We start from the raw sequence: 14366 nt of genomic DNA, 5'->3' as shown, positions 1-14366 counted from the left end.
AGGACGCCATGAAAGAGATTCATCACTGGATCGACGGCAAGGAATACAAGGGCACGTCGGGCCGCTTCGCCGACGTGTTCAACCCCGCCACCGGCGAGGTTCAGGCACGCGTCTCGCTGGCGACCAAGGCCGAGCTGGACGACGCGATCGCCCGCGCCGCCGATGCACAGGTCGCATGGGGAGCGACCAACCCGCAGCGCCGCGCCCGCGTCATGATGGAGTTCGTGCGCCTCATCAATCGCGACATGGACAAGATGGCCGAGGTGTTGTCCAGCGAACACGGCAAGACCTTCCCGGACGCCAAGGGCGACATCCAGCGCGGGCTCGAGGTGATCGAGTTCTGCATCGGCGCGCCCCACCTGCTCAAGGGCGATTTCACCGACAGCGCCGGTCCCGGCATCGACATGTATTCGATGCGCCAGCCGCTCGGGGTGGTCGCGGGCATCACGCCCTTCAACTTCCCGGCCATGATCCCGCTGTGGAAGATCGGCCCGGCGCTGGCAGCGGGCAACGCCATGATCCTCAAGCCGTCCGAGCGCGACCCCTCGGTCCCGCTGATGCTGGCGGAACTGCTGAAGGAGGCGGGCCTGCCCGACGGCGTGCTGCAGGTCGTGAACGGCGACAAGGACAGCGTGGACGCGATCCTCGACAACGAAGTCGTCCAGGCCGTCGGCTTCGTCGGATCGACGCCCATCGCGCAGTACATCTATGAACGCGCCGCCGCGACCGGCAAGCGCGCGCAGTGCTTCGGCGGCGCGAAGAACCACATGATCATCATGCCCGACGCGGACATGGACAAGGCCGCCGACGCGCTGATCGGCGCGGGCTACGGCGCGGCGGGCGAACGCTGCATGGCGATCTCGGTCGCGGTGCCGGTGGGCGAGAAGACCGCCGATGCCCTGATCGAGAAGCTGGTTCCCCGCATCGAGGCGCTGAAGGTCGGTCCCTGGACCGCGGGCGACGATGTCGATTACGGCCCCGTCGTGACCAAGGCCGCCAAGGAGAACATCCTGCGCCTGGTCCAGTCCGGTGTCGACCAGGGCGCCGAGCTGGTGGTCGATGGCCGCGACTTCAGCCTGCAGGGCTACGAGGACGGCTTCTTCGTCGGTCCGCACCTGTTCGACCGCGTGACGCCCGACATGGACATCTACAAGCAAGAGATCTTCGGTCCCGTGCTGTCCACCGTCCGCGCCGGCAGCTACGAGGAAGCGATCAAGCTGGCCATCGACCACGAATACGGCAACGGCACCGCGATCTTCACCCGCGACGGCGACACGGCGCGCGATTTCGCGAACCGCATCAATATCGGCATGGTCGGCATCAACGTCCCGATCCCGGTTCCGCTGGCCTATCACACCTTCGGCGGCTGGAAGAAGTCGGGCTTCGGCGACCTGAACCAGCACGGCCCGGACGCCTTCCGCTTCTACACCCGCACCAAGACGGTCACCGCGCGCTGGCCCTCGGGGATCAAGGAAGGCGGAGAGTTCAACTTCAAGGCCATGGAATAAGACGGGTTGGCCGGGGCGGTGTTCGCCCCGGCCAATCGCTTTCGCCTTGCAACATTCTGGCAACATCTGCCAATTAAACATGCGTTCAATTCAAGCGGATCTGGGGAGGGAGACGCATGGACTTCGCATTGACCGAGGAACAGACCGCCATCTTCGAGATGGCACGCGATTTCGGACAGGACCGGATCGCACCCCACGCACATCAGTGGGAACAGGACGGCACGATCCCGAAGGACCTCTGGCCGGACGTGGCCGCTTTGGGCCTGGGCGGGATCTTCGTGGCCGAGGAACATGGCGGATCGGGCCTTGGCCGCCTGGACGGGACGCTGATCTTCGAGGCGCTGTCGATGGCATGCCCCTCGGTCGCGTCCTTCCTGTCGATCCACAACATGTGCGGCGGGATGATCCAGAAATTCGGCAGCGACGCCGCCCGCGAACGCTGGCTGCCCCCGCTGGCGCGGATGGAGAAGATCTTCAGCTATTGCCTGACCGAACCCGGATCGGGATCGGACGCCGCCGCCCTGCGCAGCCGCGCGGAACGCGACGGCGACGGCTGGCTGCTGAACGGGACCAAGGCGTTCATCTCGGGCGGGGGGTATTCGGACGCCTACCTGTCGATGGTGCGCACCGGCGGCGACGGCCCGCGCGGCATCAGCGCCGTCATCGTCGAGGATGCGACCCCCGGCCTGTCCTTCGGCGCCCCCGAGGACAAGATGGGCTGGCGGTCCCAGCCCACCGCGCAGGTCCAGTTCGACGACTGCCGCATCCCCGCGGACAACCTGCTGGGCGAGGAAGGCCGCGGCTTTTCCTATGCGATGGCGGGGCTGGACGGGGGTCGGCTGAACATCGCGGCCTCGGCGCTTGGCGGCGCGCAGGCCGCGCTGGACCGCACCGTCGCCTACATGTCCGAGCGTCGCGCCTTCGGAAAGTCTCTGGATCAGTTCCAGGCCCTGCAGTTCCGCCTGGCCGAGATGGAGACCGCGCTGCAATCCAGTCGCATCTTCCTGCGCCAGGCCGCGTGGATGCTGGACCAGGGCGCGCCCGACGCGACCAAGTTCTGCGCCATGGCCAAGCTGCAGGTCACCGACCGCGCATTCGAGGTGGCGAACCAGTGCCTGCAACTGCATGGTGGCTATGGCTATCTGGCCGATTACGGGATCGAGAAGATCGTGCGCGACCTGCGCGTCCACCAGATCCTGGAAGGCACGAACGAGATCATGCGGCTGATCATCGGCCGCTCCATGCTGGCTGACAGGGGGTGACGACGTGACCGATCTCAGCATCCGCAAGACGGGCCGCGCGGGCCGCATCACCTTCACGCGGCCCAAGGCCCTGAACGCGCTGAGCCACCCGATGGCGCAGGCGATCCACCGCGCGCTGGACGACTGGCGCGAGGATGCGGATGTGGACCTGGTCATCATCGACGCCGAGGGCGAGCGCGCCTTCTGCGCGGGCGGCGACATCGCCGCGGTCTATCACGCGGGCAAGGCGGGCGATCATTCGGTCGGAGCGGATTTCTTCCGCGACGAATACCGCATGAACGCGGCCATCGCGGATTATCCCAAGCCGATCGTCGCCTTCATGCAGGGCTTCGTGATGGGCGGGGGCGTCGGCGTGGGTGGCCATGCCGGGCACCGCATCGTCGGCGACACGACCCGGATCGCCATGCCCGAAAGCGGCATCGGCCTGATCCCCGACGTGGGCGGCACCTGGCTTCTGGCGCGCGCGCCGGGCCGGATCGGCGAATACCTGGCGCTGACGGGCGCGCGGATGGGACCGGGCGACGCGATCCATGCGCGCTTTGCCGACAGCTATCTGCCCGAGGACCTCTGGCCCGACCTGATCGCCGAACTGGAACGGACGGGGGACGCGACGCTGATCCGGGGCCAGACCCCGCCCGATGCACCCCTGGCCACGCGGGATCTGTCGGCCTTCGGTGGGCATGACCTGGAACAGATCCGCGCAAGGTTGGAGGCGCAGGGCGACGCCGACAGCCTGAAGGCGCTGGACCGCAACTCTCCGCTGTCGATGGCGGCGGGGCTGGAGATGGTGCGCGCCGCGCGGGCCGACGACCGCATGCAGCAATCGCTGTCACGAGAGTTCCGCTTTACCGCCCGCGCCACGCGGCAGGGCGATTTCCTGGAAGGCGTGCGCGCGCAGATCATCGACAAGGATCGCCAGCCGGACTGGCAGGCCGCAGCGACGCCCGAGGCCGTCGCCGCGATGCTTGCACCGCTGGACGACGAACTGGAATGGGAGGAGACAGCATGAAGATCGGTTTCATCGGCCTGGGGAACATGGGTGCGCCGATGGCGGCGAACCTGGCCGCCGCAGGGCATCAGGTCGTGGGCTTCGACACCGCCGCGCCGATGCCGCAGGGCGTGACGCAGGCGACCACCGCCGCCGAGGCTGCCTCAGGGGCCGACGTGGTCATCACGATGCTGCCCAACGGCCAGATCCTTCGCGCCGTCGCGGCCGAGGTGATCCCGGCGATGCGCCAGGGCGCGATCCTCTGCGATTGCTCGACCGTCGATGTGGACAGCGCGCGGGCGGTCGCCTCGGACGCGGCGGCGGCGGGGCTGGGCGCGGTCGATGCGCCGGTCTCGGGCGGGATCGGGGGTGCGCAGGGCGGCACGCTGACCTTCATGGTGGGCGGTGCCGATGCGGATTTCGCGACCGTTCAGCCGCTGTTCGACATCATGGGCCAGAAGGCCGTGCATTGCGGCGATGCGGGCGCGGGCCAGGCAGCCAAGATCTGCAACAACATGATCCTTGGCGTCACGATGATCGCCACCTGCGAGGCCTTCGCCCTGGCCGACAAGCTGGGCCTCGACCGGCAGAAGATGTTCGACGTGGTCTCGACCAGCTCGGGCTACAGCTGGTCGATGAACGCCTATTGCCCCGCGCCGGGCGTCGGGCCGAAATCGCCTGCGGATAACGACTATACCCCCGGCTTCGCGGCCGAACTGATGCTGAAGGACCTGAACCTGGCGCATCAGGCGGCGGATTCGGCCCGGGCCGACACGCCCATGGGTCAGCTGGCGCGGGACCTGTACGAACGCTTCGTCGAGGACGAGGACGGGCGCGGGCGTGACTTTTCCGCCATGCTTCCGCGATTTGTGAAGCGAAACGGCTGAAGTTCGAGATTCCGGCTTTCGCGTTAGGGAACCCTCAATCATAGGCGTGGTTGGGTTCCCATGACGGAAACCATGCCGCAAGGGGCGCCCGGAATGTCCAGATTTGCAAGGATCGCGCTGATCGCCGCGCTGGCCGCCACCGGTGCGGCCGGCATCGGTCATCGCCACCTTGCCCGCACCGCCGAGGCGCAGGAGGCAGCCGCTGCCCCCGCCCGCCCCGAGATCGGCGCGACGCCCTCCGCCAACCAGTTGCAGATGATCGAGGATCCGGGCCGCTTCGGCATCGGTCCCGCCCCGCGCGGCACGCATTACGCCGTGCATCGCGGCCATCTGATCCGCCTGAACGAGACGGGCAAGATCGTGTCGATCCTGCGCCCCCTGCCCGACAGCCCACGCCCTTCGCGCAGATAGGTCGGAAATCGCATGGCTGCATTGCAGCATGAATGCGGAACCCCTGCGCCACCGCCGTGTTGCATGTGACCTGAAACAATCCAAAGGTCCGATATCATGCTGCCGCGCACCCTCATCGCCGCGGCGGGGGTCATCTGCGTGACGGCAGCCCTCGCCCCATTCGACATATCGCTTGGACATGCGAACAGCCCCGCATCGGAACCCGCGCAGGTGCCGCGCAGCTTCGACGTGGGCGACATCGCGCCGCGCGACGGGACGCATATCGTCTCGCGTCCGGGGCTTTACGGGCTGTCGGTGCCGCCCGACGGCGATGTCTATGCGGTGCTTGGCGGGCAACTGGTCAGGCTGGACGCCACCAGCCGCAAGATCCTGTCGCGGATGCGGCCCGTCGATGCGATCGTGGACTAGCCGTCCAGCAGGCTGATCGCGGCCTCGGTCGCGGCGGCCGTCACGCGATCCCCCGCCAGCATGCGCGCGATCTCGGCGATGCGGTCGTCGCGGTCCAGTGGCGTCACTGTCGAGGTCGTCATCCCGTCCGCCACGGCCTTGGCCACGCGGAAATGCCCCGCCCCAAGCGCCGCGACCTGCGGCGAATGCGTGATGACCAGCACCTGCGACCCCTCGGCCAGGGTCTTGAGCCGCCTGCCGACCGCATCGGCGGTCGCGCCGCCGACACCGCGGTCGATCTCGTCGAAGATCAGGACCAACGCATCGTTGCCGCGCGCAAGGCAGACCTTAAGCGCAAGCAGAAAGCGCGAAAGCTCGCCGCCCGAGGCGATCTTGTCCAAGGGACCCGCAGGCGCACCGGGATTCGTCGCGACGGTGAAGGCCACGGCATCGCGTCCCTCGGGGCCAGGCCCGCCCGCAGTCACCCGCGTCTCGAAGACCGCCCTTTCCATCTTGAGCGGCGCAAGCTCACTCATGACGGCGGTATCGAGCTGCCCCGCAGCCGTGGTCCGCGCCTTGGTCAGCGCATCGGCGGCGGCATCATAGGCGGCATCCGCGGCGATCACCTCCTTGCGCAGATCCGCGATGCGGCTTTCACCGGCGTCGATCCGTTGCAGCCGGTCACGCAAATCATCTGCCAGCCCTGCCAGATCATCCGCCAGCACGTCATGCTTCCGGGCCAGCGCGCGCAGGGCGAACAGGCGCTCCTCGGTGGCCTCCAACGCGTGGGGGTCGAAATCCATCGCGCTCAGCGCGTTCTCGACGCCCTGCGTGGCTTCGCCCAGCTCGATCAGCGCCCGCGACAGCGCCGAGATCGGGTCGTCCAGCCGCCCCTCGGCCCGCTCGGCAGCGCCGTCCAGCCAACGCGCGGCATCGACCATCGCGCCTTCCGCGCCATCGCCGCCAAGAAGCTGCAAGGCGCGAGCGACATCTTCGCGGATGCGTTCGGCCCCCTGCATGCTGCGGCGGGCGACGTCGAGACGCTCTTCCTCGCCGGGTTCGGGTGCCAGCTTGTCCAATTCCTCGACGGCGTGGCGCAGGAATTCCTCTTCGGCGCGGGCGGCGGCAAGGCTTGCCTCGGCCTCGGCCAGTTCGGCATGCGCGGCGCGGCGCGCGGTCCAGGCGGCCCGCGTTCGGGCCATGTCCAGGCCCGCGAAGGCATCCAGCAACGCGCGGTGGCCGCGTGGGTTCAGCAACCCGCGATCGTCATGCTGGCCGTGCAGTTCGACCAGCACCTCGGACAGGCGGCGCAGCACCTCGCCCGAGACGCGGCGGTCGTTCACCCAGCCGGTCTTGCGACCATCGGCGGCGTTCACGCGGCGCAGGATCAGCTCGTCATCCTCGACCGCGATGCCGGCCTCGGCCAGCACGTCGCGCGCGGGATGCCCCTTCGGCAGGTCGAAGACGGCCTGAACCTCGCCCTGATCGGCGCCCTTGCGGACCTGGTCCGCCCTGCCCCGCCATCCCAGCACGAAGCCGAGGCAATCCAGCAGGATCGACTTGCCCGCGCCGGTTTCGCCGGTCAGCACGTTGAGGCCCGGTCCGAAGCTCAGCTCCAGCCGGTCGATCAGCAGCATGTCGCGAATATCGAGCGTTCTCAGCATCCGAGCGCCCCGATCAGGTCTGACCCGTGTCGGATCAGAGCCATTTTCCCTGGATGGTCTGGCGGTACACGTTGTCGAGCCAGCTGTCCCCGCGCGCCTCGGGCGACAGGCCGCGACCGCGAAGCTGGCGATAGGCGTCGTCGTAGAAGGGCGAGGACTGGAAGTTGTGACCCAGGATCGCGCCCGCGGTCTGCGCCTCGTCGGTCAGGCCAAGCGCCAGATAGGCCTCGACCAGGCGCAGCAGCGCCTCGGGGGTCTGAGTGGTCGTCTGGAATTCCTCGACCACGACGCGGAAGCGGCTGATGGCCGCCGAATAATGCCCACGCTTGAGGTAGTAGCGACCGATCTCCATCTCCTTGGCGGCGAGGTGATCGAAGGCCAAGTCGAATTTCAGGATCGCGCTGCGGGCATATTCGCTGTCGGGATATTGCTCGATGACCGTGCGCAGCCCCTGCAGCGCCTGGAAGGTCAGGCCCTGGTCACGGCCAACGTCGTCGATCTGGTCGTAATAGGACAGCGCCAGCAGGTACTGCGCATAGGCGGCTTCCTCATCCCCGGGATAGACGTCAAGGAAACGCTGCGCGGCGCTGCGGGCCTCTTCATAGTTCTGGGCCTTGTGGTTGCCATAGGCCTGCATGATCAGCGCGCGTCGCGCCCATTCACTGTAGGGATAGAGGCGCTCGATCTCGGAGAAATAGAAGACGGCATCCTCGGGATCGCCGCTGTTCTCAAGCTCGTATTCGCCGCGCTGATAGATTTCGGCAGCCGTGAACTGGTCGAGATTCTGGCGCAGCGCAGCCTCGCGATTGGCACCGCAGCCCGTCAGGACCAGTCCGGCCAGCACCGCAGCCATCATCGAAGCCGAGATATTCGTGCCAGCCATCTTCACCCTGCCCAAGCTTCTGTTCCGCCCCGGCCCCAAGGGCCGACGCCGCCGCGACGTCCTAGCACAGAACAACAGGGGGCGCAAAATGGCAATGCGTTGATTTCCGCGATGCTTTCACGACAGCGGGAAGGCCGGCGGAGGGCGGCGCAGAATCACTGTGCCGCAGGTCACTCGGCGGCGACGGGCATCGGATGCGACAGCCCGGCCAGCGGGCCGTAATCGGCGACGCCGGCGCCCGGCAGGCGGGTTTCCAGGTCGGAATCGACCTCGGCCCAGGTCCAGGCGGTCGGATCCGCGAACAGCGCACGCAGCAGGCGGTTCGTCATCGCGTGACCCGCGCGGTGACCGGTATAGCGTGCAAGCAGCGGCGCACCCGCCAGCGCCAGATCGCCCGTGGCGTCCAGCATCTTGTGGCGCACGGCCTCGTCGTCATGGCGCAGGCCGCCCGGCGACAGGACATCCGCGCCATCGACGACGACGGCGTTCAGATAGGTGCCCCCAAGCGCCAGCCCGTTCTCGCGCATCACATCGATATCGGAGGCGCGGCAGAAGGTGCGGCTGTCGGCCAGTTCGCGCAGGAAGGCACCATTGGCCATGTCCAGCACCTTTTCCTGGTGCCCGATCGCGGCGTCGGCAAAATCGATCTGAAAGTCGATCTCGAGGTGATCGGCAGGCGTCAGGCGTGCGAACGCCTCGCCGCTGCGAACCTCGACCGGGCGCAGGACGCGGATCGCGCGCAGCTTCGCGTTCTGGCGACGCAGGCCAACGGCAAGGATCTCGGCCACGAAGGGGGCCGAGGAGCCGTCGAGGATCGGAACCTCGGGGCCATCGACCGTCACGACGGCGTTGTTGACGCCGGTGCCGGCCAGCGCGGCCATCACGTGTTCGACCGTCGACAGGGTCACGCCTTGCCCGTTATCCATCAGCGTGCACAGCGGCGACAGCGTGACATTGTTCCACAACGCCGCGATCTCGACCGCCGGGGACAGGTCGACGCGCCGGAAGACGATCCCGTGGCCCGCGGGCGCGGGGTGGATTTCCAGTCGTGCGGGCTTGCCGGAGTGGAGGCCCACACCGTCGAATGCCACTTTGTCTTTCAGCGTCGTCTGCATGATCTGCCTGTCTTCGCAAAGCTTCTGATCGGTTCAATTCCTGCAAGCCAACGCACAACGCTGGCTGCAAGGTTTCAGCTATGCCCGGGCGGGTGCAGCTTCAATTAACGTTTTGTAACGGGGTGAAACAATCACCCCCGCCCCTGCAACATTGCCGACGATGCATTTGGCAACGCATTGATTACAAAAGAAAGAAGGGCCGCACATGGCGGCCCTTCCCCAGAAGATATGCGTCGATTTCGTGAACGGATCAGTTCGCCTGGCGACGCAGGAAAGCGGGGATCTCGACATTGTCGCCGCCATTGTCAGGGCTGGCCAGATCGTCGAAATCGGTTTCCTGCTGACGGGCACGGACGGCGACACGCTCGTTCACGCGCTCGGCGATCGAGGATGCGGCGGGCTTCTGCGCGCCCTGTTCACCGTGACCAGCCATACGCTCCAGCATGCGGCCGAGGCCGCTCATCCGGCTGTTCGCGCGCGGATCGGCCTGCTGCGGCTGCTGCTGGGCCGCGGCGCCCTGCTGGCTGCGGTTGTCGACGGCGCGGCGCAGACGGTCCATCACCTCGGGGGTGGGCTGGCCAGGACGGCCCTGGGGGGCGCGCGGCGCGACGAAGGCCGAGGCGTCATCCTCGATCCGCACCGAGTTCTGGCGCGGTGCTTCCTTCGGCTGATAGGCCGGCTTCGGCATCTCGTCCTCGGTCCGCGCGGCGGGTTGCTGGACCGCGGGCTGCGGCGCAGGCGCAGCCGGCGCGGGCTGGGCTGCGGCCTGCTGGCTGCGGACCGTCGCCTGATCCTCGACCACCGGGGCATCCGCGATCGAGGGGTTCTGCGTCAGCGGCGCGGCCATGCCACGGCGCGGGGTCGGAACCTCGGCCGGGGCGGCATCGGCGTCGATGCCGGTCGCGACGACCGAGACGCGGATCGTGCCGTCCATGTCCGGATCCAGCGTCGAGCCGACGATGATGTTCGCATCGCTGTCGACCTTGTCGCGGATCACGTTCGCGGCCTCGTCCAGCTCGAACAGGGTCATGTCATAGCCGCCGGTGATGTTGATCAGCACGCCCTTGGCGCCATTCAGGCTGATCTCGTCCAGCAGCGGGTTGGCGATGGCGCGTTCGGCGGCTTCCTGCGCGCGGTTGTCGCCCGCAGCCTCGCCGGTGCCCATCATGGCCTTGCCCATCTCGTCCATCACCGCGCGAACGTCGGCGAAGTCGAGGTTGATGAGGCCCGGACGGACCATCAGGTCGGTCACGCCCTTGACGCCCTGATACAGCACGTCGTCGGCCATGGCGAAGGCTTCGGTGAAGGTCGTCTTCTCGTTCGCAAGGCGGAACAGGTTCTGGTTCGGAATGATGATCAGCGTGTCCACGACCTTCTGAAGGGCCTCGACGCCCTCCTCGGCCTGGCGCATCCGCTTCGTGCCCTCGAACTGGAAGGGCTTGGTCACGACGCCGACGGTCAGGATGCCCATCTCACGGGCCGCCTGTGCGATGATCGGGGCCGCACCGGTGCCGGTGCCGCCGCCCATGCCTGCCGTGATGAAGCACATATGCGCGCCCATCAGGTGATCGACGATATCCTCGATCGTCTCCTCGGCGGCCTTGGCGCCGATGGTGGGCTTGGCGCCCGCGCCCAGACCCTCGGTCACCTTCGGACCCATCTGGATGCGGCTGGTGGCGCTGTTCTGCTGCAGCGCCTGCGCGTCGGTATTGGCGACCACGAACTCGACGCCTTCCAGCATCTTCTCGATCATGTTGTTGACGGCGTTGCCGCCCGCGCCGCCGACGCCGAAGACGGTGATGCGGGGCTTCAGCTCTTCTTCGTCGTTCATCATCAGATTGAGGTTCATGGTTCCGCCTGTTTTTCGCTGCTTCGCATTCGGGCGCGGTCTGCCCGCTCGAATCCCGTTGATTTATGCTTGATCGTAACCTTTCTGCCACGTTCCGTCATCCGAAAAAGCCGGAAAGCCCGCAAAATATGGCAAGATTCACCTGCAAATTAAGCGGTATCTTGCCAAGGGCGCAGAATATGGTGTGGAAGCCCGCACCAATCGCTAACGAAAGGTTTCCGCGATCACCAGTTGCTCTTGAACCAGCGATAGGCGCGCTTGAAACTGCGCGCGGGATAGGCATCTGCCGGGGTCTCGAAATCCCACCATTCGTCCTGCGGATGGGCCGCGAACAGCGCCAGCCCCACCGCCGAGGAGAAGCTGGGATCGGTCAGCTGGTGGGACAGGCCATCGATGCGCAGCGGACGCCCGCAGCGGATGTTCGGCCCAAGGATCCGCGCCGCCAGACCGTCCAGACCCGGGATCTGGCTGCCGCCACCGGTCAGCACGATCTGCTGGCTGGGCATGTAGTCGAAACCCGCAGCGTCCAGCACCCCGCGCACGCCCTCCAGGATCTCCTCGACCCGCGGGCGCATGATCGCGATGACGTCCGCACGGCTGACCTGACGGCGATCGGCCTCCCAGTCGCCGGTATCGCCGCCGATGTCGATCATGTCGCGGTCGTCGCGGCCCGTGGCCTCGACCCCGCCGCTGAGCGTCTTGAGCCGTTCGGCCACGGGCAGGCTGACCCGCAGGCCCTGCGCGATGTCCTGCGTGATCAGGTTGCCCCCGATCGCCACGTGATCCGAGAAGATCATGTGCTTGCGCACGAAGATCGACACGCCCGTGCCGCCCCCGCCGAAATCGATGCAGGCCGCGCCCAGCTCCTGCTCGTCCTCGACCAGGCTTGCGCGCGCCGAGGCATAGGGCGCGGACGCGATCCCGGCCAGTTCCAGGTCGCAGCGCCGGATGCAGTGGACCAGGTTGCCGATCGCGTCGCCATCCACCGTCAGGACATGCATGTCGCAGAACAGCTTGTTTCCCAGATGCTCTCTCGGGTCGGCAAGGCCCGAGCGGTTGTCCACGGCAAAGTTCACGGGCTGTGCGTGCAGCACTTCGCGGCCTCGGCCGAAATCGGGCACGTCGCAGGCGGCCAGCACCTTGGCCACGTCGTGATCGTCGACCTTGCCCTGCGCCAGCGGCGTCTCGCCCGCCAGACCGTAGGAGGACGGGCGCCCGCCAGACATGCAGGCGATCACGTGGTCGATCCGGACGCCCGCCAGCTTCTGCGCGGCGGCGACCACGGTGCGGATCGCACGCTCGGTTTCCGCCATGGTCTCGATCTCGCCCCGGCGCATCCCGCGCGACCGGGTCGAGGCCGCGCCGATCACGCGGAAGTTCACCTGCCCCGCCATCGGCCCGACGCCGTCCGTCTCGCGGAAGGTTCCGGTCCCGTCGAAGCGCAGCACCAGGCAGGCGATCTTCGAGGTGCCGATGTCGAGGATGCCGATGACGCCCCGCTGAAGCGCCGCGCGGCGCATGTTCCGCATCGCCCGCTGTGTCTGGTACAGTTCCGCCATGATCCGACCCCTCCCCTCGCTTCAGCCTTCGTTGTCCTGCAGGATGCGCCCGTCCGGCCCCAGGGGGGGCTGGCCACGGGCGGTCCTGATCGTGTTTCGCGCGTCGATCCCCAGCCGCAGCACGGGCCGCTTGGGATCGCGCAGATCGACCACGGTGATGTCGCGCGCCAGCAGATCCTGCGCGCGGTCCATCGCGATCGCGGCCTCCAGCGCGACCAGCGCCCCTTGGGCGGGCAGCATGATCCGCTGACCCTGATCCAGCACCAGGTCCCACCGGCGTTCGCCGCGCCGGACCAGCCCGCGCACGCGCGGCAGGATCGGCCCGGCCGCATCGAACAGCTGCAGCGCCTCGGGGGTGGCCTCTTCCGCCCCCTCGCCCGAAACGAGCGGCAGGTCGGGGCGCACCTCGCGCGAGGTGACGCCGGCGACGCGGTGACCGTCCTCGTCCAGCATCTCGATCCCGCGGGCATGGCGCCACAGCAGCGCGGGCTGCCGTTCGGTCACGACCGCCGACAGGATGCCGCCCGGCTTGACGCGCAGGTCGATCGTGTCCACCGCGTCCAGCTGCATCACCTGAAGCCGCAGCGCGGGCAGGTCGATGTCGAAGCTGGAGGCCGGAAGATCGACCGGCAGCATCGCCTTCAGCGCGCGCTCGACCACGGGCGAGGCCCCCTCGACCTGCATCTCGCGGACCTGAAATTCCTCTCGGTTCTGGACGCTGTCCACGGCGCGGGCGATGTTGTCGGTCAGCGCGGCGCGGCGATCCTCGTCGGACAGCCACAGCCCCCCGATCATCGCGGCCAGGAAGGCGGGCGCACCGATGCGCGCGACGCGGCGCCACAAGGGGCGCAGCCACATGCGCTGCAGGCGGTATTTCAGGCGGGACGGCGCGGGGTCGCGGCGCGGACGCGCCGTGTCATGGGTCTGCTGCTTTCCGGGGCGGTGATCGATCACGACCGGCACAGCGCATCCTCCACCATCCAGCGCATCAGGGCGGGAAAGTCGATCCCCGCATGCGCCGCCTGTTCGGGCGCAAGCGAGGTCGGCGTCATGCCGGGCTGGGTGTTCACCTCGAGGATGACCAGCCCGTCCAGACCGCGCGTGTCGTCCCAACGGAAATCGGTGCGCGACAGCCCGCGGCAGCCAAGCGCCTCGTGCGCGCGCAGGGCCATCGCAAGGCATGCCTCGCGGATATCGGCGGGAATGTCGGCGGGAACCACGTGACGCGACCCGCCCACGGTGTATTTCGCGGCATAGTCGTACCAGCCATCGACCATGATCTCGGTCACGTCCAGCGCGCGGTCGCCCATCACGGTGGTCGTCAGCTCGCGCCCCGGGGCATAGGTCTCGACCATGACGCGGGCGGGCATGTCGGGCGACAGCTGCGGCGGCTCGTTCGCGCCGTCATGCACGATATAGACCCCGACCGAGCTGCCCTCGTCATTCGGCTTCACGACATAGGGGGGCGCGATCACGTGGCGGGCGCGCACCTCGTCCGCATCGGCGATCACGCTTTCGACGACCGGCAGTCCGGCGGCGCGGAAGGCGGCCTTGGCGCGGGTCTTGTCCATCGCCAGCGCGGAGGCCAGCACGCCCGAATGCGTATAGGGCAGCCCCATCCATTCGAGGACGCCCTGCACGCAGCCATCCTCGCCCCACCGGCCATGCAGCGCGTTGAAGACGACATCGGGCGCAGCCTCGTTCAGACGGCGGACCAGCTCGTCCCCGCGCGAATCGCCAAGCGCGATCTCGATGACTTCGTATCCTGCCACCCGCAGTGCAGCCGCGCATTCGCGGCCCGACGACAGCGACACCTCGCGCTCGGCCGAGGGTCCGCCCATCAGAACGGCCAC

13 protein-coding genes are annotated in these 14366 nt (G+C 67.8%); 6 read left to right on the top strand and 7 right to left on the bottom strand.

Annotated features, from left to right (window positions below; all coding sequences use genetic code 11):
• Nucleotides 1-8: 8 nt before the first annotated feature.
• The 6 genes from F804_RS0112905 (at nucleotide 9) to F804_RS0112880 (ending at nucleotide 5464) form a co-directional block, all read left to right on the top strand.
• A complete protein-coding gene (locus tag F804_RS0112905) occupies nucleotides 9-1508 on the top strand; it encodes a CoA-acylating methylmalonate-semialdehyde dehydrogenase (RefSeq protein WP_022708164.1) in 1500 nt (499 codons plus the stop codon).
• Nucleotides 1509-1624: 116 nt separating this feature from the next.
• Nucleotides 1625-2770 carry an acyl-CoA dehydrogenase family protein gene (locus F804_RS0112900; protein ID WP_022708163.1) on the top strand — a complete coding sequence of 382 codons (1146 nt, stop codon included), beginning with the start codon at nucleotides 1625-1627 and terminating at the stop codon, nucleotides 2768-2770.
• A 4-nt stretch (nucleotides 2771-2774) separates the two neighbouring features.
• Nucleotides 2775-3779 (top strand): enoyl-CoA hydratase/isomerase family protein, encoded by a 1005-nt coding sequence (locus tag F804_RS0112895; RefSeq protein WP_022708162.1) that lies wholly within the window; start codon nucleotides 2775-2777, stop codon nucleotides 3777-3779.
• Nucleotides 3776-4645 (top strand): 3-hydroxyisobutyrate dehydrogenase, encoded by an 870-nt coding sequence (mmsB, locus tag F804_RS0112890; protein ID WP_022708161.1) that lies wholly within the window; start codon nucleotides 3776-3778, stop codon nucleotides 4643-4645. The genes F804_RS0112895 and mmsB overlap by 4 nt, the downstream gene beginning before the upstream one ends.
• Before the next feature lie 93 nt (nucleotides 4646-4738).
• Nucleotides 4739-5056: a hypothetical protein gene (locus F804_RS0112885; protein ID WP_022708160.1), complete on the top strand. Its 318-nt coding sequence runs from the start codon at nucleotides 4739-4741 to the stop codon at nucleotides 5054-5056.
• A gap of 96 nt (nucleotides 5057-5152) precedes the next feature.
• The gene (locus tag F804_RS0112880; RefSeq protein WP_022708159.1) at nucleotides 5153-5464 is read left to right on the top strand and encodes a hypothetical protein; all 312 of its coding nucleotides are present in this window, start codon (nucleotides 5153-5155) and stop codon (nucleotides 5462-5464) included.
• On the opposite strand, the gene recN is transcribed toward F804_RS0112880, so the two are convergent.
• From recN to F804_RS0112845, 7 genes are all read right to left on the bottom strand, one after another.
• Nucleotides 5461-7107 (bottom strand): DNA repair protein RecN, encoded by a 1647-nt coding sequence (gene recN, locus F804_RS0112875; protein WP_022708158.1) that lies wholly within the window; start codon nucleotides 7105-7107, stop codon nucleotides 5461-5463. The genes F804_RS0112880 and recN overlap by 4 nt on opposite strands.
• A 34-nt stretch (nucleotides 7108-7141) precedes the next feature.
• Complete coding sequence (locus tag F804_RS0112870; protein ID WP_028725964.1) at nucleotides 7142-7990, bottom strand: outer membrane protein assembly factor BamD; 849 nt, start codon at nucleotides 7988-7990, stop codon at nucleotides 7142-7144.
• Between the two features lie 170 nt (nucleotides 7991-8160).
• Nucleotides 8161-9105 carry a UDP-3-O-acyl-N-acetylglucosamine deacetylase gene (gene lpxC / locus F804_RS0112865; RefSeq protein WP_022708156.1) on the bottom strand — a complete coding sequence of 315 codons (945 nt, stop codon included), beginning with the start codon at nucleotides 9103-9105 and terminating at the stop codon, nucleotides 8161-8163.
• A 250-nt stretch (nucleotides 9106-9355) separates the two neighbouring features.
• Nucleotides 9356-10954, bottom strand: coding sequence for a cell division protein FtsZ (gene ftsZ / locus F804_RS0112860; protein ID WP_022708155.1), 1599 nt, complete (start codon nucleotides 10952-10954; stop codon nucleotides 9356-9358).
• 224 nt (nucleotides 10955-11178) lie between these two features.
• Nucleotides 11179-12513 carry a cell division protein FtsA gene (gene ftsA / locus F804_RS0112855; RefSeq protein ID WP_022708154.1) on the bottom strand — a complete coding sequence of 445 codons (1335 nt, stop codon included), beginning with the start codon at nucleotides 12511-12513 and terminating at the stop codon, nucleotides 11179-11181.
• A 21-nt stretch (nucleotides 12514-12534) separates the two neighbouring features.
• Nucleotides 12535-13476, bottom strand: a complete 942-nt coding sequence (locus F804_RS16500; RefSeq protein ID WP_022708153.1) for a cell division protein FtsQ/DivIB — start codon at nucleotides 13474-13476, stop codon at nucleotides 12535-12537.
• On the bottom strand, nucleotides 13464-14354 hold the full coding sequence (locus tag F804_RS0112845) for a D-alanine--D-alanine ligase (protein ID WP_022708152.1): 891 nt from the start codon (nucleotides 14352-14354) through the stop codon (nucleotides 13464-13466). Before F804_RS0112845 ends, F804_RS16500 begins: the two co-directional genes overlap by 13 nt.
• Nucleotides 14355-14366: the final 12 nt, after the last annotated feature.

It is taken from the genome of Paracoccus zeaxanthinifaciens ATCC 21588, from assembly GCF_000420145.1.
Lineage (GTDB): Bacteria > Pseudomonadota > Alphaproteobacteria > Rhodobacterales > Rhodobacteraceae > Paracoccus > Paracoccus zeaxanthinifaciens.
Note: the sequence above shows the minus strand (reverse complement) of the source record. Positions and strands in the feature narration are given on the sequence as shown.

Bases quoted from the DNA above. Each gene is read 5' to 3' on its own strand.
- F804_RS0112905 (WP_022708164.1), top strand. From the start codon at position 9: ATGAAAGAGATTCATCACTGGATCGACGGCAAGGAATACAAGGGCACG.
- F804_RS0112900 (WP_022708163.1), top strand. From the start codon at position 1,625: ATGGACTTCGCATTGACCGAGGAACAGACCGCCATCTTCGAGATGGCA.
- mmsB (WP_022708161.1), top strand. From the start codon at position 3,776: ATGAAGATCGGTTTCATCGGCCTGGGGAACATGGGTGCGCCGATGGCG.
- F804_RS0112885 (WP_022708160.1), top strand. From the start codon at position 4,739: ATGTCCAGATTTGCAAGGATCGCGCTGATCGCCGCGCTGGCCGCCACC.
- F804_RS0112880 (WP_022708159.1), top strand. From the start codon at position 5,153: ATGCTGCCGCGCACCCTCATCGCCGCGGCGGGGGTCATCTGCGTGACG.
- recN (WP_022708158.1), bottom strand. From the start codon at position 7,107: ATGCTGAGAACGCTCGATATTCGCGACATGCTGCTGATCGACCGGCTG.
- F804_RS0112870 (WP_028725964.1), bottom strand. From the start codon at position 7,990: ATGGCTGGCACGAATATCTCGGCTTCGATGATGGCTGCGGTGCTGGCC.
- lpxC (WP_022708156.1), bottom strand. From the start codon at position 9,105: ATGCAGACGACGCTGAAAGACAAAGTGGCATTCGACGGTGTGGGCCTC.
- ftsZ (WP_022708155.1), bottom strand. From the start codon at position 10,954: ATGAACCTCAATCTGATGATGAACGACGAAGAAGAGCTGAAGCCCCGC.
- ftsA (WP_022708154.1), bottom strand. From the start codon at position 12,513: ATGGCGGAACTGTACCAGACACAGCGGGCGATGCGGAACATGCGCCGC.
- F804_RS0112845 (WP_022708152.1), bottom strand. From the start codon at position 14,354: ATGGGCGGACCCTCGGCCGAGCGCGAGGTGTCGCTGTCGTCGGGCCGC.